The organism is Brevundimonas sp. (assembly GCF_030656255.1).
Taxonomy (GTDB): domain Bacteria; phylum Pseudomonadota; class Alphaproteobacteria; order Caulobacterales; family Caulobacteraceae; genus Brevundimonas.
Genome location: NZ_JAUSOE010000059.1, coordinates 1 through 24,001, shown reverse-complemented (window position 1 = coordinate 24,001; position 24,001 = coordinate 1). Strand labels below are relative to the sequence as shown.

Sequence of the window (24,001 nt, the reverse complement as noted above, 5' to 3'; positions counted from 1 at the left end):
CGGGAACTCAGACGTCGAAATCGAGACCGAACTGGGCATAGAGGGCCCGCGAATCCTGCCATTTGGGATCGACCTTGACGGTCAGGAACAGGTGGACCTGTCGGCCGAGGATCTCGTTCAGCTCCTCGCGCGACTTCTGGCCGATCCATTTCAGGGTCTGGCCGCCCTTGCCCAGGACGATGGGCCGCTGGCTCTCGCGCTCGACATAGATGGTCTGTTCGATCCGGGCCGAGCCGTCGGCGCGGTCCTCGAAACTGGTGGTCTCCACCGCCGCCGAATAGGGCAGTTCCTCGTGGACGCGCAGATAGACCTTCTCGCGCGTGATCTCGGCCGCCAGCACCCGCACGGGCACGTCCGCTGCCTGATCCTCGGGATAGAGCCAGTGCCCCTGGGGCATCGACCGCGCCAACCGCTGTTTCAGGTCCTCGACCCCGTCGCCATTGGCGGCGGAGATCATATAGACCTCCTCATAGACGCCGCTCTCGAACAGTTTCTGCGACAGGGCCAGCAGGGTGTCGCGGCGCATGCCGTCGATCTTGTTCAGCGCCAGAACCACCTTGGTTCCGGTCGACTGCAGATTGGCGATGATGGTCTCGGTATCCTCGGCCGAGCGGCGATCCGCCGCCGTGCCTTCACGGCCTTCCGAGTTGATGTGCGACTGGGCGTCGATCAGATGGACGACGATGTCCGCGTCCTGTGCCCCGCCCCAGGCCGAGGCGACCATGGCCCGGTCCAGGCGACGGCGAGGGGTGAAGATGCCGGGGGTGTCCACCAGCACGATCTGGGCGTCGCCTTCCATGGCGATGCCGCGCACGGGGAAGCGCGTCGTCTGCACCTTCTGGGTGACGATGGAGACCTTGGACCCGGTCAGCCGGTTCACCAGCGTGGACTTGCCGGCGTTCGGCGCGCCAATGATGGCGGCGAAGCCCGCCCGCTGGTTTTCGATATCGGTCAAATCACGCCTTCACGTTTCAAAAGGGCCGTTGCGGCCGCCTTCTCCGCCTCCTGACGCGAACGCCCCTGTGCGGTCAAGGGCTCCACGCCATCGACCGACACCTCGACCGTGAAAGTCGGGGCATGATCCGAACCCGTCCGATCCGCGACACGATAGGTCGGCAGTGGACGGCCCTTGGCCTGGGCCCACTCCTGCAGCGCCGACTTGGGGTTGGTCACGGTCCGCGACGGCGAGGCCGAAAACTCCTCCGCCCAGGCCTTGTCAAAGAAGGTCCGCGCCGCCTCCAGCCCGCCGTCCAGATAGACGGCCGCCAGGATGGCCTCGACCGCGTCGGCGATGACCCCGACCTTGCGGCGCCCGCCGGTCTTGGTTTCGCCTGGAGACAGACGCAGCGCAGCGCCGACGCCCAGGGCCTCGCCCACCCGCGCGCAGGCGGTCTTGTCGACCAGGGCGTGCAGGCTGGACGACAGTTCGCCCTCGTTTGCGGTGGGATAGTCCCGCGACAGCTTCTCGGCCACCAGCAGACCCAGCACCCGGTCGCCCAGGAACTCCAGCCGCTCGTTGTCACGCGGCCCGTGCACGCCGACCGGCGCGCCCTCGCCCACGCTGGCGTGGGTCAGGGCGCGCTCTAAAAGCGCCGTATCCTTGAAGGGATGGCCAATGCGCGTCTGCAGCGCCGTGACAGCCTCGGCCCGTAAATTGGCCATCAGTGCAGGACGTTGAAGAACCGGTCGAGCCGCACGTTGAACCAGCTCACAGGGTTCCACAGCGACGATCCGGGCTTCCACGAGAAAAGGATGATCTCCGCCTTGCCGACCAGGTTCTCGGCCGGGACCATGCCCACGCCGCTGGACTGTTCGACCCGGCTGTCGATCGAGTTGTCGCGATTGTCGCCCATCATGAAGTAATGGCCGACCGGCACCTCATAGACCGGGGTGTCGTCCAGGTCGTTGCCGGGGCCGAAGTCCTGGGTCATGAAGCTCTTGCCTTCCGGCAAGGTCTCGCGGACCTCGGCGACCGGGTGCGCGCCGAAGATGTCGTCGATTTCACCTTGGCTGACGACGACATCCTGAACCGGCTTGTCGTTGATATACAGCTTGTTGGCGATCATCTGGATGCGGTCGCCCGGAAGGCCGATCACCCGCTTGATGAAGTCGGTCTTGTCGTCGCGCGGCAGCTTGAACACCACGATATCGCCGCGCTTGGGCGCGGACCCCATGATGCGTCCGTCAAACAGCGGCGGGCTGAACGGGATCGAGTGTTTCGAATAGCCGTAGGACCATTTCGACACGACGATATAGTCGCCTTCGTACAGGTTCGGCTCCATCGAAGCCGACGGTATGGTGAAGGGCTGGAACAGGAAAATCCGCAGCACCATGGCGATGAGCAGAGCGAAGAAGATCGTCTTGACGATCTCCATCGTCTCGTCGCCGGCGCTCTGTTCGGCCTTGGCCTTCTTGGCCGGCTTGCGCGCATAGACCGGAGTCGTCGGCTCGTCCTCGAACGGCGCATCCCCCTTGTCGCTCCAGACCGGGCGCTTTTCGGCGGCGGGATCCTTCACCGCCTCCACAGGCGCGTCGGCCTCGGACGCGGCGAAGACTTCCTCCGGCGTGGCGTCGGTCGCGTTGGTCTTGGCCGCATCGGCGTCGTGCGGCTTCTGGTCTTCGCTCATGCGATCAGGCATCCCCTTGCCGCGTCTGCGCGGTCGTCTCGTGACGGGTATATCGCGATTACGACACCGGCAAGGCTTCGATCACCACGAAGGCGAGTGCATAGGGGTGTTCATCGCTGAGGGTCAGGTGGATTTTCGCCTCATGACCAGCCGGGGTCAGCCGCGCCAGATGGTCGGCGGCATGTCCCGTCAGGGCCAGGGTCGGCTGGCCCGAGCGCAGGTTCACCACCCCCATGTCGCGCCAATAGACATCGGCCCGCATCCCGGTGCCCAGGGCCTTGGCGCAGGCCTCCTTGGCGGCGAACCGCTTGGCGTAGCTCCAGGCGGCGTCAGGCTTGCGATCCGACCGCGTCCGCTCGATTTCGGTGAAACAGCGCTGCTTGAACCGCTCGCCGAACCGATCCAGCGAGGCCTGGATGCGGCGAATATCCGACAGGTCCGCGCCGACGCCGATGATCACAGGGCAGCGTCCATCGCCGCCCGCATACGTCGGATCGCGGAATCCAGGCCGACGAAGATGGACTCGCCGATCAGGAAATGGCCGATGTTCAGCTCACGCACTTCGGGGATCGCCAGCATGCGCGGCGCCGTGTCGTAATCCAGCCCATGGCCGGCATGAACCTCAAGCCCCAGGATATCGGCCTGGGCGGCGGCGGCGGCGATCCGTTCGAACTCGACCTCCCGCTCGCCGGGATCGGTCAGCAGGCAATAGCGACCCGTGTGGAACTCGACCACCTGAGCGCCGACGGCGGCGGCGGCCTCGACCTGGTCTTCGGACGGTTCGATGAACAGGGACACCCGGATGCCCGCCTCGGCCAGGGCCTGGGCCACCGGCGCGATCCGCGCCTCGTGCCCCGCCACGGCCAGACCGCCCTCGGTCGTGACCTCCTCACGCCGTTCGGGCACCAGACAGGCGGCGTGGGGTCGATGGCGCAGGGCGATCGCCAGCATCTCCTCCGTCACCGCCATCTCGAAGTTCAGCGGCTTGCCGGCCCGGGCGCACAGGGCGCTGAGCACGTCGATGTCGGCGTCGGTGATGTGGCGACGATCTTCGCGCAGATGGGCGGTGATTCCGTCGGCGCCGGCGGCCAGGGCCGCCTCGGCGGCACGGGCCGGATCGGGATGCGTCCCGCCCCGCGCGTTGCGCACAGTGGCGACATGGTCGATGTTGACGCCCAGCCTGACCCGTTCGCGCATCTCAGCTCCTCGCCAAACCGAACATCATTTCGAAAGTCTGCGGCTGCCCGGATCTTCGATCGGCAAGGCCGCCAGTTCCGGCGGCAGGGCGTCGGCCGGATAGGCCGGCACTTCCAGAGACGCCAGGGCGATCAGCGGCACGCCGACGTCCGCCTTGCCCCCCGAACGATCGACGATACAGGCGGCCGCAACCACTTCGCCTCCAGCAGCCTGGATGGCGGCGATGCATTCGCGCGACGACAGGCCCGTGGTGACGATGTCCTCGACCATCACCACCTTCTGCCCCGGCTCGACCGAGAAGCCGCGCCGCAGCTTGAACTGCCCGCCTTCCCGTTCGACATACATCGACGGCACGCCCAGGTGACGCGCGGTCTCATATCCCGGAATAATCCCGCCCACAGCCGGCGAAATGGCGACGTCCACCGGCCCCACGGTCGCGACGATCTTGTCCGCCAGCGCCTTGCACAGCCGCTCGCAGCGGTCCGTCTGCATGAAGACCAGGTTCTTCTGCAGGAAGACCGGGCTGTGCAGGCCGGACGACAGGACGAAATGGCCTTCGCGCAGGGCGCCGGCGTCACGGAATTCGTTGAGGACGTCTTGGGTGTTCATGGCGCGGTCTTAGCGCCTCGGCCCCTCGAGTCAAAGGCTCAGCCTCGACCGCGATCCACGTTATCGACGGACGGATTGGCCCGCAGCGCCGCCATGAGCATGGTCGCATGTTTGGCGTCTTCGACCTCGACGTCGATGGTCACATCGAAGAAGTCCTGCTGGCGGTAGGCCATCGACAGATTGATGATATTGCCGCCCGCCTCGCCGATCAGGGTCGTCACCTGGCCCAGCACGCCCGGCGCGTTGCGAATGGTCGCATTCAGTCGAACCGCCGCCACGGCGTCGGTCTCGGCCTGGGGCGTCCATTGCAGGTCGTGCCAGACCGAGTCGTCATCGGCGAAGGCCGCCAGGGACTGGCAGTCGATCGTATGGACCGTCAGGCCGATCTCGGGCTCCAGAATGCCGACAATCCGATCGCCCGGCACCGGGGTGCAGCACTGACCGAAATGGACGCTGACGCCCGGCGTCAGCCCCCCGCCGCGCACGAACAGACGGGCGGTGTCGCTTTCGATCCGCTGTTTCTCGGGTCCGGCCTTCAGCCGCCCCTTCAAGGCCGGGAATAGGGTTTCCGCCACCGCCGTCGGCGACAGACGGCCGCGGCCCAGGCTTTCGAACACATCATCATCGCCGGCGACCGCCAGGGTCTCCAGGATCGGTTTCAACGACACCTCGGCCAGGGTCTTGTCGATCCGCGCCAGGGTCTGCTGCAGCGCCACCCGGCCCAATTTCACGAACTCCTCGCGTTCCGAGGTCCGAATGTGCCGACGGATGGCCGAGCGGGCCCGGCCGGTGACGGTCAGGCTGCGCCAGTCGGCGGGCACTTCCCGTTTCGCCCCCCGGATGATCTCGATGACGTCGCCGTTCTGAAGCGGCGTCCGCATCGGCTTCAGTTCGCCGTTGACCTTCACCCCCACGGCCGTGTCCCCGACCTCAGTGTGGACGGCGTAGGCGAAGTCCAGCGGCATGCCGCCGCGCGGCAGGGTCACCAGCCGCCCCTTGGGCGTGAAGACGAACACCTGATCCAGGTACATTTCGAGCTTGGCGTGCTCGACCCAGTCTTCGCCGCCTTCGCCGTGTTCGATCACCTGCACCAGATGGCGCAGGTTCTGCAGCGGATCGCGTCCGCCGCCCTTGGCCATGGCTTCATGGTCGAAGCCATAGGACTTGTTCTTGTAGCGCCAGTGGGCCGCCACCCCGTCTTCCGCCACGCGGTCCATCGCCTCGGTGCGGATCTGCATCTCGATCCGGAGGCCGCGCGGCCCGACCACAGTGGTGTGAAGCGAGCGATAGTTGTTCGACTTGGGCGTCGAGATGAAATCCTTGAACCGCTCCGGCACCATCGGCCATTCGCGGTGGATGACGCCCAGGGCGCGGTAGCAGTCGTCTTCCGCCTCGACGATGACCCGGAAACCATAGATGTCGGACAGGGACGAGAAACCGACCGACTTGCGCTGCAGCTTGCGCCAGATCGAATAGGGCGTCTTTTGCCGCCCGAACACATGGGCGCCCACGCCCGCTTCGGACAACACCCGCTCGACCTCGCCGGACACGCCTTCGATGGCGCGACCGTGTTCAAGCTTCAACGCCTCCAGCCGCCGCTCGATGGCGGTCTTGGCGGTCGGATTCAGATGGGTGAAGGCCAGTTCTTCCAACTCGGACGCGATCGAGTGGATGCCGATCGACCGTCCCAGCGGGGCATAGACTTCCAGGGTCTCGCGGCTGATCCGCTCGCGCTTCTCCGGCTTGACGTACTGGAGGGTGCGCATGTTGTGCAGCCGGTCGGCCAGCTTGACCAGCAGCACCCGCACGTCCCGGCTGATGGCCAGAATGAATTTGCGCAGGTTCTCGGCCTGGCGGGTGTGTTCAGCCTGAAGCTCCAGCCGGCTCAGCTTGGTCACGCCTTCGACCAAGACTGCGACCTCTTCGCCGAACATCTGGGCGATGTCGTCGCGCGTCGCCGAGGTGTCCTCGACCACGTCGTGCAGCAGGGCCGTGACGATGGTGGCGGTGTCGAGCTTGTAGTCGGTCAGTATGCCCGCGACCTGGATCGGGTGGGCGAAATAGGGATCGCCCGAGGCCCGCATCTGCGAGCCGTGCATCTTCATCGCATAGACATAGGCGCGGTTCAGCAGCGCTTCGTCGGCGGTCGGGTCATAGGCCTTGACGGCCTCGATCAGCTCGAACTGACGAAGAACCGGCGCACGCTTGATGGCGGGCGCCGGTTCTGCAGTCGAAACAGGGTCGTTTTTGTTTGCAGTTTGGGGCGCCGGCGGAACCGTCTCGGTCCGCGCCGGCAGGATAGTGACGCCAGGGGCTCCCTCGGGCGTCAGTACCGCTCCTCCTGACCGCCGTCGCGGTCGCTTTGCAGCGCGCGGATCAGCTCGGCCTCGGCCATGTTCATGTGTTGCGGTTCGGCCAGCAGGGCGACCGTTTCGGCTTCGTCCTCGGCTTCGGTGCGCTCATCGACGCGTTGCAGCGTGGTGATGATGGTCTCGCGCAGTTCGTCCGGCACGACGGTGTCGTCGGCGATTTCGCGCAGGGCCACGACCGGGTTCTTGTCGTTGTCGCGGTCGATCGTCAGGGCGGCGCCATTGGCGATGCTGCGGGCGCGGTGGCCGGCCATCAGCACCAGACCAAAGCGGTTCGGTACCTTTTCGATGCAGTCTTCGACGGTGACGCGGGCCATGAAATTCCTCGAACGCGGGGGAGAACCGCGTGAAATACAGATAGGGACTGACTTTTGCAACGCCAGAGCGGCGAAAGTGCGGCCTCAGACCGGATGGGCGTCACGCCCCACCGTCGCCGAAGCCGCCAGGGCCTGGGCCAGCCCGCTGTGGGGATGGACCCAGTCCGGCGCGATCTCCGCAATCGGCCCCATAACGAAGCGGCGCTCGGCCGCGCGGGGGTGCGGCAGGATCAGTCCGTCCAGATCGCCGCTTAGCCGCCCATAGGCGATCAGGTCCAGATCCAGCGTGCGCGGGGCGTTGCGGACCGACCGCTGACGGCCGAAGACATCCTCGATCCGCCCCAGGGCCGCCATCAGGTCGTGGGGGTCATGGCGCGTGGCGACGATGACCACCCCGTTCAGGAACGGCGGGTCCTGCGGATCGGGCCAGGCCATGGACGACCACCAGGACGACCGCGCCACCACATCGATGCCCTCGCTGCGAAAACGCGCCAGGGCGGCTTCCAGCGCCTCGTGGCAGGAGGCCCAGACCCCCTTGTCATTACAGCCCAGCGCCACGATGACTGCGGCGTCCAGATCGGGGGCGCCGTCGATTCCCACATCGACCGCAGCGTCCGGCCGGGTGCCATTTTCTTCATTCCTTTTGACGGCCTCGACCATGTTTCATTCCACCGACCGCTTGGCGATCTTCATCGACGGCTCGAACCTGTATTCCGCCGCCCGCGCCTTGCAGCACGATATGGACTTCAAGCGGATGCTGGACTGGTTCCGCGAGAAATCCGTCCTGACACGCGCCTATTATTACACGGCGGTGGTCGAGGGCGAAGAGTTCTCGCCGGTAAAGCCCCTGGTCGACTGGCTGGACTACAACGGTTTTTCGGTCGTGACCAAGCCGGTGAAGCGGTTCACGGACGGCCAAGGCCACAGCCGCATCAAGGGGAATATGGATATCGAGATCGCGGTGGACATGCTGGAGCTGGCCCCGCACCTCGATCATGTCGTGCTGTTCTCGGGCGACGGCGACTTCCGCCGGCTGGTCCAGGCGGTCCAGGCCCGGGGCGTACGCGTCACCGTGGTCTCGACCCAGAAGACCCAACCGCCGCATATCGCCGACGAGCTGCGCCGCCAGGCCGACGCCTTCCTGGATCTGAACGACCTGGCGGCCGAGTTCGGCCGTCCCAAGACGGGCGCCGGTCAATGAGCCTGACGCCCGAGCCCCCCCGCGACTGTCCCCTTTGCCCGCGTCTGGTCGAGTATCGCCAGGAGAACGCGCGCCAGAACCCCGACTGGTGGAACGGCCCCGCCCCCTCTTTCGGTGATCCGAACGCCCGGCTGCTGGTCGCAGGCCTCGCGCCCGGCCGCACCGGCGCCAATCGCACGGGGCGGCCCTTCACCGGCGATCACGCCGGCTGGCTGTTGTACGACACCCTGAAAAAGGCCGGCTTCGCCAAGGGCCAATATGACCCGAACGGCGACGACGACCTCACCCTGGTCGACTGCATGATCACCAACGCCGTCCGCTGCGCCCCGCCCGGCAACAAGCCGCTGCCGATCGAAGAGACCACCTGCCGCCCTTTCCTGATCGACCGCCTGGCCTTGCTGCCGAACCTGAAGGTCATCGTGACCCTGGGCGATGTGTCGCGCCGCAACATCCTGAAGGCGTTCGGCCGTCCCGCCTCGGCTATGCCGGCCGGCCACGGCGCCGAGGGCGAGGCCGGCGGATACGTCATCCTGAACTCGTATCACTGCTCCCGATTGAACACGAACACGGGCCGGCTGACCCCCGCCATGTTCGAGGCGGTGTTTGACCGGGCGCGCGAGATCATGGCCCGCTAACCATCAACTGTTGCTCGCGTGTCGCACGACTCTGCCATGTTGAAATGAGGCGGAACAGAGGCGAACATTTGGCGTTCGTCTACCAGCAGGAGGCTGGACCATGCGACGCACTGACGGACTATTCACACGACGCGAACGCAGGATCGGAATCCTGGCCGCGATCCTCGTGGTCGTGGTCACGGCTCTCGCCCTGATTACGGGCGGTCTGTTCCACCCGTCCACAGGAACCGGCGGCGCGGGCGGCTATGGGTTCGCCGATCTGCCGGGCGTCACCGACGCCAGGCCGCTGGGCTGAGAGCGAACAGCGTCCGGCTTCAGCCCTTGTCGCGCATCAGTCGGGCCTTGTCGCGCTGCCAGTCGCGCTCAGCCGAGGCCTCGCGCTTGTCGTGCAGCTTCTTGCCCTTGGCCAGGGCGATCTCCAGCTTCGCCTTGCCCGCATCGTTCAGATACAGCTTCAGCGGAATGATCGTCTGACCGTCGCGCTGCACCGCCCCGATCAACCGGTCGATCTGCTTCCTGTGCAACAGCAGTTTGCGCGGCCGGCGCGGCTCGTGATTGAAGCGGTTGGCCTGTTTGTACGGCGGGATGTCGGCGTTGATCAGGACGATCTCGCGCCCCTCCACCGCCGCATAGCTTTCGGCGATATTGGCCCGGCCGTCGCGCAACGCCTTGATCTCGGTGCCGAGCAGCTGAATGCCCGCCTCGATATTGTCCTCAAGGAAATAGTCGAACCGTGCGCGGCGATTTTCAGCGATGAGTTTCGATTTGGACTGCGGCTGCGGCGCCATCAGACGACGCCCGCATCCGCCATGGCGCGGTCGATCAACGGCTTGACTGCGTCAGCGGTCGGCGACAGCGGCAGGCGCGCCTCCTCGCTGCACAGGCCCAACCGGGCCAGGGCGTATTTGGTCGGCGCCGGCGAATTGTCGAGGAACAGCGCCTTGCACAAGCCGATCAGCCGATTCTGCCAATCGCGGGCGGTGGCGTAATCGCCGGCCGCCAGCGCATTGTGCAGGGCGACCATGGCCTCGGGCGCGACATTGGAAGCCACCGAGATCAATCCGACCCCGCCATGGGCGTGATAACCCAGATAGCTCGAATCATCGCCCGAGATCAGGTCGAACTGTCCGCCGATGTTGGCGCGCATCCAGCTGACGCGGCCCATGTCTCCGGTGGCGTCCTTGATGCCGACGATGTTCGGATGCGCGGCCAGTCGCGCCACCGTCTCATTGGCCAGATCGGCCCCTGTCCGCGGCGGCACGTTGTACAGCAGAATCGGCAGCTGGACGGCGTCGGCGATGGCCTCGAAATGCGCCGCCATGCCCGCCTGAGAAGGGCGGATATAGTAGGGGGTGACGATCAACGCCCCGTCCGCTCCCACCGTCTTGGCGTGGCGGGTCAGGTCGATGGCTTCCTTGGTGTAGGGCGAGCCTGTGCCGGCGATGACGCTGACGCGCCCCGCCACCAGGCGTACGCACAGGTCGATCACATGCTTGTGTTCGTCCAGATCCATACTGGCGCCCTCGCCTGTCGTCCCGACAGGCACGAGCCCGCTGACGCCTGCGGCGATCTGTCTTTCGATGAGCGTGGCGAATGCGGCTTCGTCCACGTTTCCGTCATGAAGTGGTGTGATCAGGGCGGTGATCACGCCCTTGAACAAGGGGGCGGTCATGGGACTAGCTAGCCTGCGTGGGGAGGGGCGATGGACGAATGTCCAGAACCTCTGTCTTGAGAGCGCGGGACGTTAGGTCGCCAGCGGCTTCGCCGCAACCGGGATGAATGAGAACAGGAAATATCATGATCGCGACCAGCCTGGCGGCGGCCCTCGCCGTCCTCGCCCCGACCCCGCAGGACGCCCTGCCCGGTCAACCTGTTCCCTATTCCGCCGTCTCACAAACTGTTCCCGGATACAGCCCCACCTATCAGGGCCGGGTGCTCAATGATCAGGATACGGCGCTGTTCCGTCAGGGCCTGGCGGCCGCCCGGGCGCGCGACGTCCCCGGCGCCCAGTCGGCGATGTCGCAGCTACGCGACTCGACCGCCCGCAAACTGGTGGAATGGGCGCTGATCGATACATCCGGCGAACAACTGTCCTACGCCGAACTGGCCCAGGCCCAGACCGATCTCGCCGGCTGGCCTCGCGCCGAATCACGTCGCGCCGCCGCCGAGGTGGTGCTGGACCGCACAGGCGCCGCGCCGAACGCCGTCATGGCCCTGTTCTCCGACCACGCGCCCGAGACCGTGCAAGGCGCCATCGCCAATGCGGCGGCTCTGGAGCAGCGTGGACGTCGCGACGAGGCCCGCGCCCTGATCCGCGACTGGTGGCGGACCCGATCCTTCGACGAGGCGCCGCAATCGCGCATCCTGGCGCGCTGGGGCGGTTGGCTGACCCCTGACGATCATGAGGCGCGGCTGAACATGCTGCTGCTCGGCCCCCATGGCCCGGCGACGCGCGCCATGCTGAGCCTGGTCTCGCCGGAGCGCGCCAGCATCGCCAATACGGTCATGACCCTGCGCACGGCCTATAGCCCCGACGCCGTCGTCGCCGGCCTGAGCCCGGCCCAGGCGGCTGATCCGGCGGTGACGCTGGAACGGGTCCGCATCCTGCGCTCGCAGAATCGCCAATCGGAAGCCTTCCCCCTGCTGGCGAACCTGCCGCCCGCCCCGGACCATTCGGCTGGTGAAAACACCCTGTGGACCGAGCGCCGCAACTATTATCTCGATGCTCTGCAGCAGGGAAACTGGCGCGCCGCCTATGACGCCATGAACGGCCACGGCTTCACCGCCGGCGACCGGATGGTGGATGCCGAGTTCTTCGCCGGCTGGGTCGCCCTGACCAAGCTGAACCAGCCCGAGGTCGCCGCGCGGCATTTCGAGGCCCTGCGCACCGCCTCCTCGACCCCGATCACCCAGGGCCGGGCCTATTACTGGCTGGGCCGGGCCGCCGAGGCCCGGGGCGAGCGCGAGGCCGCCCAGACCTATTATCGCAACGGCGCCCAGCATTGGCAGACCTTCTACGGCCAGCTCTCCGCCGAGAAGGCGGGCATGACCAGCCTGCAGCTGCCCGGAGAACCCGCCCCGACCCAGGCCGACATCGCCCGGTTCGAGTCCAACGAGATTGTCCGCGCCACCCGCATCTTGGGCGAAACCGGCGAGACCAGCCTGTTGCGCGTCTTCGCTTATCAACTCGACAATGACCTGCCGACCATCGAGGACCTGGCCCTGCTGATGGACCTGTCGCGGGGCTATGGCGAAGGCTTCACCGCCATGATGGTCGGTCGCGCCGCCAGCCAGCGCGGCTTCGTCCTGCCCGAACGCATGTATCCGATCCGCATCCCGCCCCAGGTCGCAGGCGCCGCGCCGCTGGAGTTCACCCAGGCCATCACCCGCCAGGAATCCAGCTTCGATCCCCGCGCCCGCTCGGGCGCCGACGCGCGCGGCATGATGCAGTTCCTGCCCGCCACCGGCTCGGGCGTCGCCCGTCGACTGGGCATGAGCTTCTCGGCCGAACAGCTGTGGGACCCGGACTACAACATGACCCTGGGCAGCTATCACCTGGGCGAGCTGATGACGGCCAACAACGGCTCCATGCTGCTGGCGACCGTGGGCTACAACGCCGGCCCGGCGCGTCCGAACCAGTGGATCGCCCGCTGCGGCGACCCGCGCGGCGATTCCAATGCGGCTATCGACTTCATCGAATGCGCGCCCTTCACAGAAACGCGCAACTATATGATGCGGGTGATGGAGAATATGGCGGTCTATAAGGCCCGGCTGAACGGCGGTTCGGCCCCTCTCACGACCTCGTCCGACATCGCACGCGGCGCGGCCGCCGGTCCCCGCCCCTACGCCGCCTACTGAGCCCGGCGGGCCGCCAGCAGCGGCCCGTCCGGCCCTTCGATCCAAGTCCCATCCAGGCCGAAGACCTGGCGCAGCACCGGCTGCGCCAGGGCGTCCAGCGGCGCGGCGTCGGCGACGACGCGTCCGCCGTCCAGCACGACGACCCGGTCCGCAAAGGCCGCGGCCAGGGTCAGGTCATGCAGGCTGACCAGCACCCCGGCGGCGGCTCTAGACCGCGCCCGCAGCTGTTCCAGCACCAGCCGCTGAGCGTCCGGGTCCAGACCCGCCGTCGGCTCGTCCGCCAGCAACAGCGGCGCATCGACCACCAGGGCCCGCGCCAGCAGAACCCGCGCCCGCTCGCCGCCCGACATTTCGGCCACGCCTCGATCCGCCAGATGCCCGGCCCCAACAGCGAGCAGCGCCTCTTTGGCCCGATCCAGAGCCGCCCCGCCCGCCAGGAAGGGCGCGCCCAGGGCGGCCACCTCAACCGCAGGCAGGTTCCAGGCGATCCGCCGCTCCTGCGGCAGATAGGACAGGCGTTCGGCTCTCTGGCGCGGCGATAGACGGCCGATGTCGTCGTCGCCTAGTCGCACCGCGCCGCTTTCCAAGGCCAAGAGGCCCGCCGCCGCTCGGATGACGCTGCTCTTGCCCGCCCCGTTCGGGCCGCACAGGGCCACGACCTCGCCGGCGCAGACGTTCAGGCTGACCCCGTCCAGCACCCGCTCGCGCCCGATCCTGGCCCCGACGGCGTTCAACGACAACAGGCTCACAGCCGCCACTCCCGCGCCGCGCGCCAGGCGATCAAGGCGAACAGGGGCGCGCCGATCAAGGCGGTGAACACCCCCAGCTTCAGTTCCTGATCCGTCGGCGTCAGCCGCGCCAGCAGGTCGGCGACCACCAGCATCAAGCCGCCGGCCAGGGCCGAGGGCGCCAGTATCCGTCCTGCATCGCCGCGCACCGCCGCCCGCACCAGATGGGGCGCCGCCAGACCGACGAAGCCGATCACGCCGGCCACGGCCACCGCCGCCCCCGTCGCCACCGCCGCCGCGATCAGGGCGAAGGCGCGAATCCGTCCCATGGACAGGCCCGACGCGGCCGCCGCCTCGTCGCCCAGGGTCAGCATCCGCAGCCCTCCGGCCGACAGACCGGCGAAGACCGCCGCGACGACCACCGCCGGCGTGACCCAGGCCACATCGACCCAGCTGCGGTTCTGCACCGACCCCAGCAGCCAGGACATCACCTCGGCCTGGGCGATGGGCGACGGCGACAGATTGAAGATCAACGCCGTGACCGCCCCGGCGAAACTGGACAAGGCCACCCCGAACAGGATCAGAGCCTCCGGCGCCCGCATCAGGCCCGAGGCCGCGATCAACAGCCCGCCCGCCGCCGCCGCCCCGACAAGGGCGGACATCTCGACCACGCCCGTCACCCCGGCGCCGCCCAGGACGATGGCCAGAGCCGCCCCCAGGGCCGCCGTCGCCGACACCCCGAGAACGCCGGGATCCGCCAGCGGATTGCGCAGCAGGCCCTGCATCACCGCCCCGGCCAGACCCAGCGCGGCCCCGACCATCAGGGCGCAGACCGCACGCGGCGCACGGACCTGCCACAAGACCTCCCAGGGCCCCGACGTCGGATCGCTGAAGGCCGCTGCATACTGGGCGCCGTCAAATCCCGTCTCGCCGATCATCACCGCCGCCGCCAGGGCTGCGACGATGACCAGCCCCAGGATCAGGCACAGCCGCGCCGTCCGGCTCATGGCCGCCCTCGCGCCATCATCTCGACCCCGTCGGCCGCGAACCAGGCCGGACAGGTCAGCACCGCCGCCGGCAGTTTCGCCGCCGTCCGTCCCTGGGCCGCGCGCCGCACCACCGGATGCCGGCCCGGTCCGCGCCAGTCGGCCCGCAACTGATCGAAGAAGCCCAGCACGAACCGGATCGGCGGCTCCATGGCGATCCGCTCGACGCTGATCACGCCGAACCCCGGCGTCGTCGTCAGATTGCGAAACCCGGCGGCGCGCATCATCGCATCCATCAAGGTGCCGGGTCCGGAAGTGAACCCGCCCGAGGTCAGATAGACCGCGCCCGGCCTCGGCCCATCACGAGGCGCCGCCGCCTGGTTCAGTTTGGCCTGCATGGTCTGCTCCAACCGCGCGCCGCGCTCGACCTGGCCCAGTTCCTGGGCCGTCGTGCGGATATTGGCGCGGACCCCGTCCAGATCGGTCGCGTCCGCGATGGTGACGACCTTGACGCCCCGCATTTCCAGGGCGTTCAACAGCCGGGGTTCTCCGCCCCAATAGCGCACGACTACATCCGGCTTGAACCCCACCGCCGCCTCCAGCGTCGGCCGCAGACGCCGGTGACCGGCGGCCTCGCGCCTCAACCAGGCGTCGGGATCGTCGGCGCGCGGCGACAGGGCCAGATCGGCGTCCGGCGCCAGCGCCAGCACATACTGATCGGCGCACTGGTCCAGAGCCATGACCCGCAAGGGACGCGCCTGCGCCCCCTGGGCGACGGCCATGACCGCAGCCGCCGCCGCCAGCCCCCAAAGGCGGTTCACGATTTCAGCAGGCCGGCAAAGACGGCGTCCAGCGTGGTCTTCACCAGCGCCTCACGTTCCGCCCAAGGGAAATAGGGTTTGGTGATCATCAGGGACACGACGCCATGGGCCGAGGCCCAGATCGATTGGGCGATCGTGCGGGGATCCCCTTGCATTCGCCCTGCAGCCACGGTTTCACCGACCAGGGTCTCGAAGGCGGCGAAGACCCCCGCCCCCAGTTCCTGCGACAGGCTCTGGGCACCGTCCCGGGCCTCGACGGGGCGGGTCAGATAGATGAGGCGATAGGCGTTCGGATTGGCGAATCCGAAATCGACATAGACCTCGATCATGCGCCGAAGGCGAACCTCGGGCGGCGCATCGAGGGCGGACAGGGATTCCGCCGCCCTAATCAGCTCTTCGAACGCATGGCGGCAGATTTCCTGCAGGATCGCACCCTTGTCGGGGAAATGCATATAGAGGGCGGTCGAAGACAGGCCGACCTCGTCGGCGATCTTGCGGATCGTCGCCCCTTCATAGCCGTACTCGACGAAGATGCGTTCGGCTGCGGCGAGGATCTCGCCACGCCGCGAATGGCCCTCGCCCTTGGGTTTGCGACTGGAACGCGAGGATGGCGAAACGACGGGCAACGGCGACTCCGGATCTGGCCCGTCCTGAATAGCGACAATCTGTCATCGACGCCAATCGACGTCTCACAGAACAAGGTTGCGTCAAATGAATATTTCTAGTTGTGTTCCGCTGGGCGCGGGGGCGAACGGACATGACGACGAAGGCTGCGGCGCAGATCGGCGCGGTGCGACGGACGCCGACCTGGGGGCAAGCGATCATCGTCACGATCCTGGCGACGGCGCTTGTCGCCGCAGGGATTGTCTGGCCTCGCTCGACGCTTTCGGCGTCGCTCATCGGGATTCAAATGGGCGTCGTCGCCTCGGCCCTGTGGCGCGCGGCCTTGGTCATCGCCAGTCTTCGTCCACTTCCCCCGCCGTCCAAGCCGCCCCGGTGGCCGCGCTACACTATTCTGGCCGCCCTTCATGACGAGGCGGCCGTCGTGCCGCAGCTTATCCAGCGCCTGTCCAAAATTGACTATCCAAGGCGTCAACTCGAAGGCTTTCTCGTGCTGGAAGCCCACGATCAGGCCACCATCAATGCGGCCAAGGCTGCGCGGCGGCCGAGCTGGCTTCGAATTCTTGTGGTCCCCCCGGGCGCGCCCCAAACCAAGCCCCGCGCTCTGAACCACGCCCTGTCTTTCGCGACAGGCGAACTGCTCACCATCTACGACGCCGAGGATGAACCCGATCCAGGCCAGTTGCGCGAGGCGGCCTCGCGTTTTGCTGACCAACCGCGACTGGGATGCCTTCAGGCGCCCCTGCGGATTCGCCGGCGCAACGCCGAACTCTCGACCTTCCTCGACCGCCAATTTGCCTTCGAATACGCAGCCTTGTTCGAGGTCAACCTGCCCGGCATGGCGAAGCTGAACCTGCCCTTTCCCCTGGGCGGCACCAGCAATCACCTGCGGACCGCCGCCCTTCGTCGGGTCGGGGGCTGGGACGCCTATAATGTCACGGAAGACGCGGATCTGGGCTTCAAGCTCTGGTCTGCGGGATGGCGGTTGGGCGTGCTGGAAAGCCCGACCTGGGAAGCGCCGCCGGGGGCGCTGGAACGCTGGCTGCCGCAACGCACCCGTTGGCTGAAAGGCTATATGCAGACCTGGGGCGTCCACACGCGGACGCCTCTGGCCCTGGGTCGGCGCGGCCAGCTGTCGCTGGTCATGACGCTGGGCGCAGCCATCGTCTCGGCCGCTTCCCACGCGCCCACCCTGGCCTGGCTCATTGCGGCCCTGATGGTCGCCCTTCACGTCGGCATGGCCCCGGCCGTGCCCTTGGCGTCCCTGGCCGTCCTGACCGTGGGCGTCATCGCCGCATGGATGGGCTGTGCGGCGGGCGCAAAACGGGCCGGGCTGGACTATAGGCTGACCGACATGCTGGCCGCCCCGGCCTATTGGTCCCTACTCAGCCTGGCCTTCGTCCATGCCCTTTGGCGGCTGATCGTCGCCCCCTATGCGTGGGACAAGACGACCCACGACGCCGAGTTCGATGCCGAATGCACGTCCGGGATGACGGTGGACGCTGGACGCGAGGCCGCCTGACCGCCTATCAGCCGCACAATGGCGCCCCTGCTCTCCCCCACCCCCGAAACCCTCGTGACCCGCGGCTGGTCGGACTACGCCCTGCTGGACAGCGGCGACGGCAAGAAGCTGGAGCGCTACGGCCGCTACACCGTGGTCCGTCCCGAGCCCCAGTGCTTCTGGTCCCCGCGCGATCCGTCGGCGTTCGACAAGGCCACGGCCACCTTCGATCCCCAGCAGGAAGAGGAAGACTCCGGCCGCTGGAAATTCGACCAGCACGGCCCCATCGACGCCTTCCCCCTGAAATGGCGCGACGTGAAATTCACCGGCCGTTTCACCCCCTTCCGCCACCTGGCCTTCTTCCCGGAGCAGGCCGCGAACTGGGAATGGCTGGACAACCGCGTGCGGAGCTTTACGCGCGAAGCCGGCAGAGCGCCGAAGATCCTGAACCTCTTCGGCTACACCGGCGTCGCCAGCCTGGCCGCCGCCGCCGCTGGAGCCGAGGTCACCCACGTCGACGCCTCCAAGAAGTCGGTCAACTACGCCCGCGAAAACGCCGAACAGTCGGGCCTGGCTCAGCACCCGATCCGCTGGATCGTCGAGGACGCCCGCAAATATGTGGCCCGCGAGGTCCGTCGCGGCTCCAAATACGACGGCGTCATCCTGGACCCGCCCAAATACGGACGCGGCCCGACCGGCGAGGTCTGGCGCCTGTTCGAGGACATGCCGCCCCTGCTGAAGGACTGCGCCGCCCTTCTGGCCGACGACGCCGACTTCCTGTTGCTGAACGCCTATGCCGCGCGGGTCTCGGGCCTGTCCCTGGCCCATCTGATGGCCGAGGCGACGCATGATCGTGGCGGTCGCATCGACTGGGGCGAACTGGCCCTGTCCGAAGACGGCCCGGACGCCCGCGCCATCGGCCTGTCCTTCTTCGCGCGGTGGAGCCGATGAGCGCCCGAGACGAATATCGCGTCATCACCTCCCTGACGAACGACACGATCAAGAGCGTCCGCGCCCTGCACATGCGCAAGGAGCGCGACCTGACCGGCGCCTTCCTGGCCGAGGGTCTGAAGTTCATCGGCGAGGCCCTGGACCTGGGTCGCGCGCCGCGCATGCTGCTGGTCGGCGAGGAAGCCCGCCCCCACCCCCTGCTGGACCGGGCCAAGGCCGAAACGCGCAAGGCCGGCGGCGACATCATCATCGTCACCCACGCCATCCTCGAAAAGATCAGCCGTCGCGACAATCCTCAGACCGTGCTGGGCGTGTTCGACCAGGCCTATGCGCCTCTCGACAGCCTGGACCCGGCCTCCGCCCCCTGCTGGGTGGCCCTGGAGCAGGTGCGCGATCCCGGCAATCTGGGCACCATCATCCGCACCGCCGATGCCGCCGGCTGCGGCGGCGTCATCCTGATCGGCGACTGCGTCGATCCCTATTCGGTCGAGGCCGTGCGCGCGACCATGGGCTCGGTCTTCGCCGTCTCGATCACGAGGACCGACCCCGAGGCCTTCCTGGCCTGGCGCAAGACCTGGCCCGGCAGCGTCGTCGGCACCCGCCTGGACGCCAAGGTCAGCCACCGCTCGGCGGTGATGCAAAAACCGTCGCTGATTCTGATGGGCAACGAACAGGCCGGCCTGACCGACCAACTGGCCGCCGCCTGCGACGTCAACGTCAAGATCCCGATGCGCGGCCGGGCCGACAGCCTGAACTTGGCCATCGCCACAGGCATCATGGTCTACGCCGCCACGGACGAGACCTAAAGTTCCGTCTCCGGGCTGACCCGTCCCATGCCCCACAGGGCCAGGATGGTCACCACCGCCGACAGGGCCAAATAACCGCCGACCGCCGCCAGCCCATAGTTCTGCGCCAGCCAGGTCGCCAGATAGGGCGCCAGCGACGCCCCGACGATCCCCGCCAGATTGAAGGCCATGGACGCTCCCGTATAGCGGACCGTCGTCGGGAAGGGCCGCGCCATCGCCGCGCCTATGGGCCCATAGGTGCAGCCCATCAGCCCGAAGCCCAGGGCGAAGAAGATCAGCAGGCCCGTCAGGCCCGCTCCGAACAAGGGCGCGAACAGGGCGCCGAACAGGCCGATGCCCACCGAAGACGCAATCAGCACCCGCACCTGCCCGTATTTGTCCGCCAGCAGGGCCGTCACCGGTATGAAGGCGGCGAAGAACAGCACTCCGATCAACTGGATCGGCAGGATGTCCGCCCGCTCATATCCCATGCCCGTCGTGGCCCAGCCCAGGGCGAAGACGGTCATCAGATAGAACAGCGAGAAGGTCGTCACCCCGCTGAACGTCCCCAGGAACAACGCCATCTTGTGATGAGCGAACAGGGTGACGGCCGGCGCCTTGACCCGCTCGTTGCGGTCCACCGCCTTCTGGAACTCCGGGGTCTCGGTGATCTTCAACCGCACCCACAGCCCGACGAACACCAAAAGGGCGCTGGCCAGGAAGGGAAGACGCCACCCCCAGGCCTCGAATTGAGCCTCGCTCATGGTCGAGGTCAGCACGATGAAGGCGCCCGTCGACAGAATGAAGCCGATCGGCGCGCCCAGTTGCGGGAACATGCCGAACCAGGCCTTCTTGCCTGGCGGGGCGTTCTCGGTGGCCAGCAGCACCGCCCCGCCCCATTCGCCGCCCAGGCCCAGCCCCTGTCCGAAACGGCACAGGGCCAGCAACAACGGCGCGATGATCCCGACCGAGGCATGGGTCGGCAGCAGCCCGATGGCCACGGTCGACACGCCCATGGTCATCAGGGCGGCGACCAGCGTCGCCTTGCGCCCCACCCGGTCCCCGAAATGCCCGAAAGCCAGGGCGCCTATGGGCCGCGCGAAGAAGGCGATGGAGAAGGTGGCGAAGGACGACAGCATGGCCGTCGTCGGATCCGCGCCGGGGAAGAACAGCTTCGGAAACACCAGCACCGCCGCCGTGGCGTAGATGTAGAAGTCATAGAATTCGATCGTGGTGCCGATCAGGCTGGCGAAAAGAACCCGCCCCTTCCGGGCGGTCGGCGAAACAATCTTTGCGTCAGACACGGTGAAATCCTGCTTGGAAGCAAAGCCAATGCTTTGCGCGTCTCGCGCGGTCAAGTCCGGCGCTCAGGTGCCGCGGGGTTTGACCCGGTTGGTCGGCTGGGCCTCGGCGGGGTTCTCGGGCCAGGGATGGCGCGGATAGCGACCCCGCATATCCAACCGCACCGCCGCCCAGGATCCGGCCCAGAAACCCGGCAGGTCCTTCGTCACCTGAACAGGTCGCCGCGCCGGCGACAGCAGCGACAGGGTCAGGGGAACCCGCCCGCCCCCGACGGTCGGATGGGTGACGACGCCGAACAGTTCCTGCACCCGGATCTCGACTCGCGGCCCGCCTTCGGCGCCATAGTCGATCCCCGCCGACCCCAGGGGCGTGTCCAGCCGACTGGGCGCCAGCTCATCCAGCCTGCGCTGCAAATCCCAGGGGATCAGCCCCCGCAGGGCCTCGGCCAGCCGCCCGTCGCTGATCGCCACCAGCGACTTCGTCCCCTCCAGGAGCGGCCACAGCCAGTCCGTCCTCGCCTCCAGCAGGGCGGAGTCCGAAACATCCGGCCAGCTCGGATCCAACCCATGCAGAAAGGCCAGCCGCGCCCGCAGCCCCGTCGCCTGCTCGCCCCAACGCAGGGCGCCCAGCCCCTCGGCCTCGATTTCGGCCCGCAGAGCCGCCGTCATGGTCTTGGCGTCCGGCGCGCCGATCACCTTTTCATCCAGCACCAGGGCGCCTATCCGGCGCGCACGCCGGATCACCATCCGGCCGGACGGCTCCTTGACCAGCCGATCCTCGATCTCGATCAATCGCTCCAGGTCCGCCTCGATCCGCGTCCCGTCCAGCGCCGCCGCCAGCCGCACACGGTCGCGCGCCTCGCCCCCACCCAGTTCCGCCACCGCCAGCCAGGTTTCGCGCGCCAGATGATCGGTCGCGTCCAGCACGGCCCCGCGTCCGCTGGCCAGCAACAGTTCGCCCGTCTTGCCGCGCGCCTTGGCGATCCGTTCGGGAAAGGCCTCGGCCAGCAACAGGCCCGGTTCGACCGTCTCGCCCTTGCCCCCGCCCGCCGCCTTCGCCCACCGGTCGGCCAGTTTCAGCGCATCCCGCGCCCGGGACGACCGATCCCGTTCCAGCCCGACCAGACGATCCGCCAGATCCACCCCTGACCCGCCCAGGCCCGGCTCGCTCAGCACCGCCGCGATCCGCGCCCCGGTCATGGCGTCCCCGGCGTCCGACGCCACGGCGACCATATGGGCCAGGCGCGGCGACAACGGGATGCGGGTCAGACGTCGTCCGTGATCCGACAGTCCGCCTTCGGCGTCCAGCGCCCCCAGACGGCTCAACACCTTGCGCGCCTCCGCCATGGCCCCGGCCGGGGGCGGGTCCAGCAGCGCCAGCCCCTCGACCGACCGCGCGCCCCAGCGCGCCAGGTCCAGCGCCAGGCCGGTCAAATCCGCCTCCTGGATCTCAGGCCGCTGATGCGGAACCAGACCCCGTGTCTGTTCCTCGTCCCACAGCCGATAGCAGACGCCGGGCTCGGTCCGCCCCGCCCGTCCCCGCCGCTGTTGCGCCGACGACCGGCTGACCCGCACCGTGGCCAACCGCGTCAGGCCGCTCGCGGGCTCGAACCGGGGCACGCGCGACAGGCCGCCGTCCAGCACCACCCTCACCCCGTTGATGGTCAGACTGGTCTCCGCCACCGAGGTCGCCAGCACCAGTTTGCGCCGTCCCGCCGCCGCCGGTTCGATGGCCCGATCCTGCTCCACCCGGTCCAGACCGCCGTACAGCGGCGTCACATCGACGTTCGGCAGCCGCAGCCGTTCGTTGACCAGCCGCGCGACCCGGTGGATCTCGCCCTGTCCCGGCAGGAAGGCCAGCACCGACCCCGTCTCTTCGCCCAGAGCCGTCAGACAGGCTCGCGCCATCGCCTCCTCGAACCGCTCAGCCGGATTGCGCCCCAGATAGCGGGTCTCGACCGGATAGGCCCGCCCCTCCGCCTCGATCACCGGCGCGCCGTCTAGAAGTCTCGACACCCCCGCCACGTCCAGGGTCGCCGACATGACCAGCAGCCGCAGATCCTCGCGCAGCACCCCTTGCGTCTCGCGCGCCAGGGCCAGGCCCAGATCCGCGTCCAGGCTACGCTCGTGGAATTCGTCGAACAGGACGGCGCCGACACCCTCAAGGCCCGGATCATCCAGGATCATCCGGGTGAAGACCCCCTCGGTGATCACCTCGATTCGCGTCTGAGGCCCGATCCGGCTCTGCAGACGGGTGCGATACCCCACCGTCCCGCCGGCCTGTTGTCCCAGGGTGTCGGCCATCCGGTCCGCCGCCGCCCGTGCGGCGATACGGCGCGGCTCCAGCACCAGGATCTTCCCCTCGCCCAGCCAGGGCTGATCCAGCAGAGCCAAGGGCACGACCGTGGTCTTGCCCGCCCCCGGCGGCGCGGCCAGCACCGCCGTATTTCCGGCCGCGAGGACGGCTTTCAGCGGTTCGAGGACGGCGTGGATCGGCAACATGTCCCGCCTCTAACCCGATGCGCCCCCGATGCGCCACCGATGCGCGGTGATCACGAAAGCGTCGTGAGGGCTTTACCGCCTCGTCATGCGCGTTGCGCGCCATTCGATCCGCCGCTAGCGTCCGCCCGACGTGGCCGAGGGGCCGCTGTAAACGTGGGGGTATTCTATGTGGCGCGTTAAGTCGCTCGACGCGATTCTGGCCACGGCCGAGAAGAAATCGCTTCATCGGTCGCTCGGACCTATTCAACTGACCTTGCTGGGCATCGGCGCCATCATCGGCACCGGCATTTTCGTCCTGACGGCGGCGGCCTCGCAGAAAGCCGGCCCGGGCATGATGGTCAGCTTCGTCATCGCCGGCGCGGTCTGCGCCGTCGCGGCGCTCTGCTATTCGGAACTGGCGGCCATGGCCCCGGTGTCCGGCTCGGCCTACACCTATACCTATGCCGTCATGGGCGAACTGCTGGCCTGGACCGTCGGCTGGGCGCTTATCCTCGAATACGCCGTCGCCGCCTCGGCCGTGTCTGTCGGCTGGTCGGGCTATGTCCTGGGGCTGATAGAACAGGGGCTCGGGTTCGACTTCCCCGATCTGCTATCCGCCGGACCGACCTGGGGCATGAACGGCTTCCTCCCCATGCCCGACTTCTCGGCGGGGATCGTCAACATCCCGGCTATCGTCGTGGCCCTGCTGGTCACGGGCCTGCTGATGCTCGGCACCACGGAATCGGCGCGCGTCAACGCCGTCCTGGTCCTCATCAAGGTCGTCGCCCTGACCGTCTTCATCGTCATCACCCTGCCGGTGATCAAGACGGCCAACCTGTCGCCCTTCTCGCCCAACGGCATGTTCGGCGCTTCTTCGGGCATGGGCATCGTCGGCGCCGCCGCGTCGATCTTCTTCGCCTATGTCGGCTTCGACGCCGTTTCGACGGCGGCCGAAGAAACCAAGAACCCGCAACGCAACGTGCCGATCGGCCTGATCGGCTCGCTCGCCATCT

Annotated in this window: 25 protein-coding genes; 8 read left to right on the top strand and 17 right to left on the bottom strand. The window is 67.8% G+C overall.

What is annotated here, in order from left to right; translation table 11 throughout:
• Nucleotides 1–7 precede the first annotated feature (7 nt).
• From era to folK, 9 genes are all read right to left on the bottom strand, one after another.
• On the bottom strand, nt 8–955 hold the full coding sequence (gene era, locus Q7J26_RS06515) for a GTPase Era (RefSeq protein ID WP_304935682.1): 948 nt from the start codon (nt 953–955) through the stop codon (nt 8–10).
• The gene (gene rnc / locus Q7J26_RS06510; RefSeq protein ID WP_304935681.1) at nt 952–1,662 is read right to left on the bottom strand and encodes a ribonuclease III; all 711 of its coding nucleotides are present in this window, start codon (nt 1,660–1,662) and stop codon (nt 952–954) included. Before rnc ends, era begins: the two co-directional genes overlap by 4 nt.
• Complete coding sequence (lepB, locus tag Q7J26_RS06505; RefSeq protein ID WP_304935680.1) at nt 1,662–2,627, bottom strand: signal peptidase I; 966 nt, start codon at nt 2,625–2,627, stop codon at nt 1,662–1,664. Before lepB ends, rnc begins: the two co-directional genes overlap by 1 nt.
• A 58-nt stretch (nt 2,628–2,685) precedes the next feature.
• Nucleotides 2,686–3,087, bottom strand: coding sequence for a holo-ACP synthase (gene acpS / locus Q7J26_RS06500; RefSeq protein ID WP_304935679.1), 402 nt, complete (start codon nt 3,085–3,087; stop codon nt 2,686–2,688).
• Nucleotides 3,084–3,824 carry a pyridoxine 5'-phosphate synthase gene (locus Q7J26_RS06495; protein ID WP_008264343.1) on the bottom strand — a complete coding sequence of 247 codons (741 nt, stop codon included), beginning with the start codon at nt 3,822–3,824 and terminating at the stop codon, nt 3,084–3,086. Before Q7J26_RS06495 ends, acpS begins: the two co-directional genes overlap by 4 nt.
• Nucleotides 3,825–3,848: 24 nt before the next feature.
• Nucleotides 3,849–4,433 (bottom strand): orotate phosphoribosyltransferase, encoded by a 585-nt coding sequence (gene pyrE, locus Q7J26_RS06490; RefSeq protein WP_154726190.1) that lies wholly within the window; start codon nt 4,431–4,433, stop codon nt 3,849–3,851.
• Nucleotides 4,434–4,471: 38 nt separating this feature from the next.
• Nucleotides 4,472–6,538 (bottom strand): bifunctional (p)ppGpp synthetase/guanosine-3',5'-bis(diphosphate) 3'-pyrophosphohydrolase, encoded by a 2,067-nt coding sequence (locus tag Q7J26_RS06485; RefSeq protein ID WP_183195238.1) that lies wholly within the window; start codon nt 6,536–6,538, stop codon nt 4,472–4,474.
• Between the two features lie 221 nt (nt 6,539–6,759).
• Nucleotides 6,760–7,119, bottom strand: a complete 360-nt coding sequence (gene rpoZ / locus Q7J26_RS06480) for a DNA-directed RNA polymerase subunit omega (protein WP_008259724.1) — start codon at nt 7,117–7,119, stop codon at nt 6,760–6,762.
• 84 nt (nt 7,120–7,203) lie between these two features.
• Entirely contained in the window at nt 7,204–7,779 is a 576-nt protein-coding gene (gene folK, locus Q7J26_RS06475) for a 2-amino-4-hydroxy-6-hydroxymethyldihydropteridine diphosphokinase (protein WP_304935678.1), read from the bottom strand.
• Between folK and Q7J26_RS06470 the strand changes: the two genes are divergently transcribed.
• The 3 genes from Q7J26_RS06470 to Q7J26_RS06460 all read left to right on the top strand — a co-directional run bounded on the left by Q7J26_RS06470 (nt 7,778) and on the right by Q7J26_RS06460 (nt 9,250).
• Nucleotides 7,778–8,320 (top strand): NYN domain-containing protein, encoded by a 543-nt coding sequence (locus Q7J26_RS06470; protein ID WP_304935677.1) that lies wholly within the window; start codon nt 7,778–7,780, stop codon nt 8,318–8,320. The genes folK and Q7J26_RS06470 overlap by 2 nt on opposite strands.
• The gene (locus tag Q7J26_RS06465; protein ID WP_304935676.1) at nt 8,317–8,955 is read left to right on the top strand and encodes a uracil-DNA glycosylase; all 639 of its coding nucleotides are present in this window, start codon (nt 8,317–8,319) and stop codon (nt 8,953–8,955) included. The genes Q7J26_RS06470 and Q7J26_RS06465 overlap by 4 nt, the downstream gene beginning before the upstream one ends.
• Nucleotides 8,956–9,055: 100 nt before the next feature.
• Nucleotides 9,056–9,250 (top strand): hypothetical protein, encoded by a 195-nt coding sequence (locus Q7J26_RS06460; RefSeq protein ID WP_304935675.1) that lies wholly within the window; start codon nt 9,056–9,058, stop codon nt 9,248–9,250.
• Nucleotides 9,251–9,269: 19 nt separating this feature from the next.
• On the opposite strand, the gene smpB is transcribed toward Q7J26_RS06460, so the two are convergent.
• Together smpB and dapA are read right to left on the bottom strand one after the other, a co-directional pair.
• Nucleotides 9,270–9,743, bottom strand: coding sequence for an SsrA-binding protein SmpB (gene smpB, locus Q7J26_RS06455; RefSeq protein ID WP_304935674.1), 474 nt, complete (start codon nt 9,741–9,743; stop codon nt 9,270–9,272).
• A complete protein-coding gene (dapA, locus tag Q7J26_RS06450; protein WP_304935673.1) occupies nt 9,743–10,627 on the bottom strand; it encodes a 4-hydroxy-tetrahydrodipicolinate synthase in 885 nt (294 codons plus the stop codon). The genes smpB and dapA overlap by 1 nt, the downstream gene beginning before the upstream one ends.
• A gap of 125 nt (nt 10,628–10,752) precedes the next feature.
• Between dapA and Q7J26_RS06445 the strand changes: the two genes are divergently transcribed.
• Nucleotides 10,753–12,813, top strand: a complete 2,061-nt coding sequence (locus Q7J26_RS06445) for a transglycosylase SLT domain-containing protein (protein ID WP_304935672.1) — start codon at nt 10,753–10,755, stop codon at nt 12,811–12,813.
• Here Q7J26_RS06445 and Q7J26_RS06440 read toward each other — a convergent pair.
• From Q7J26_RS06440 to Q7J26_RS06425, 4 genes are read right to left on the bottom strand one after another with little or no spacing between them, the layout of a single operon-like run.
• Nucleotides 12,807–13,562 (bottom strand): ABC transporter ATP-binding protein, encoded by a 756-nt coding sequence (locus tag Q7J26_RS06440; protein WP_304935671.1) that lies wholly within the window; start codon nt 13,560–13,562, stop codon nt 12,807–12,809. The genes Q7J26_RS06445 and Q7J26_RS06440 overlap by 7 nt on opposite strands.
• Nucleotides 13,559–14,548, bottom strand: a complete 990-nt coding sequence (locus Q7J26_RS06435; RefSeq protein ID WP_304935670.1) for an iron ABC transporter permease — start codon at nt 14,546–14,548, stop codon at nt 13,559–13,561. Before Q7J26_RS06435 ends, Q7J26_RS06440 begins: the two co-directional genes overlap by 4 nt.
• Complete coding sequence (locus Q7J26_RS06430) at nt 14,545–15,309, bottom strand: ABC transporter substrate-binding protein (RefSeq protein ID WP_304935700.1); 765 nt, start codon at nt 15,307–15,309, stop codon at nt 14,545–14,547. The genes Q7J26_RS06435 and Q7J26_RS06430 overlap by 4 nt, the downstream gene beginning before the upstream one ends.
• A 35-nt stretch (nt 15,310–15,344) precedes the next feature.
• Entirely contained in the window at nt 15,345–15,974 is a 630-nt protein-coding gene (locus Q7J26_RS06425; protein WP_304935669.1) for a TetR/AcrR family transcriptional regulator, read from the bottom strand.
• 131 nt (nt 15,975–16,105) lie between these two features.
• Here Q7J26_RS06425 and Q7J26_RS06420 point away from each other — a divergent pair, with 131 nt between their 5' ends.
• From Q7J26_RS06420 to Q7J26_RS06410, 3 genes are read left to right on the top strand one after another with little or no spacing between them, the layout of a single operon-like run.
• A complete protein-coding gene (locus Q7J26_RS06420) occupies nt 16,106–17,491 on the top strand; it encodes a glycosyltransferase family 2 protein (protein WP_304935668.1) in 1,386 nt (461 codons plus the stop codon).
• Between the two features lie 18 nt (nt 17,492–17,509).
• Nucleotides 17,510–18,421, top strand: a complete 912-nt coding sequence (locus Q7J26_RS06415; RefSeq protein ID WP_304935667.1) for a class I SAM-dependent methyltransferase — start codon at nt 17,510–17,512, stop codon at nt 18,419–18,421.
• Nucleotides 18,418–19,227 (top strand): RNA methyltransferase, encoded by an 810-nt coding sequence (locus Q7J26_RS06410; RefSeq protein WP_304935666.1) that lies wholly within the window; start codon nt 18,418–18,420, stop codon nt 19,225–19,227. Before Q7J26_RS06415 ends, Q7J26_RS06410 begins: the two co-directional genes overlap by 4 nt.
• Here Q7J26_RS06410 and Q7J26_RS06405 read toward each other — a convergent pair.
• Both Q7J26_RS06405 and hrpB read right to left on the bottom strand, forming a co-directional pair.
• Nucleotides 19,224–20,510, bottom strand: coding sequence for an MFS transporter (locus Q7J26_RS06405; protein ID WP_304935665.1), 1,287 nt, complete (start codon nt 20,508–20,510; stop codon nt 19,224–19,226). The two genes, Q7J26_RS06410 and Q7J26_RS06405, sit on opposite strands and share 4 nt — an antisense overlap.
• A 63-nt stretch (nt 20,511–20,573) precedes the next feature.
• Complete coding sequence (gene hrpB / locus Q7J26_RS06400) at nt 20,574–23,009, bottom strand: ATP-dependent helicase HrpB (RefSeq protein ID WP_304935664.1); 2,436 nt, start codon at nt 23,007–23,009, stop codon at nt 20,574–20,576.
• Nucleotides 23,010–23,175: 166 nt separating this feature from the next.
• On the opposite strand from hrpB, the gene Q7J26_RS06395 reads away from it, so the two are divergent.
• Nucleotides 23,176–24,001 (top strand): amino acid permease (locus tag Q7J26_RS06395; RefSeq protein WP_304935663.1); only part of this gene is annotated, 826 nt, incomplete at its 3' end.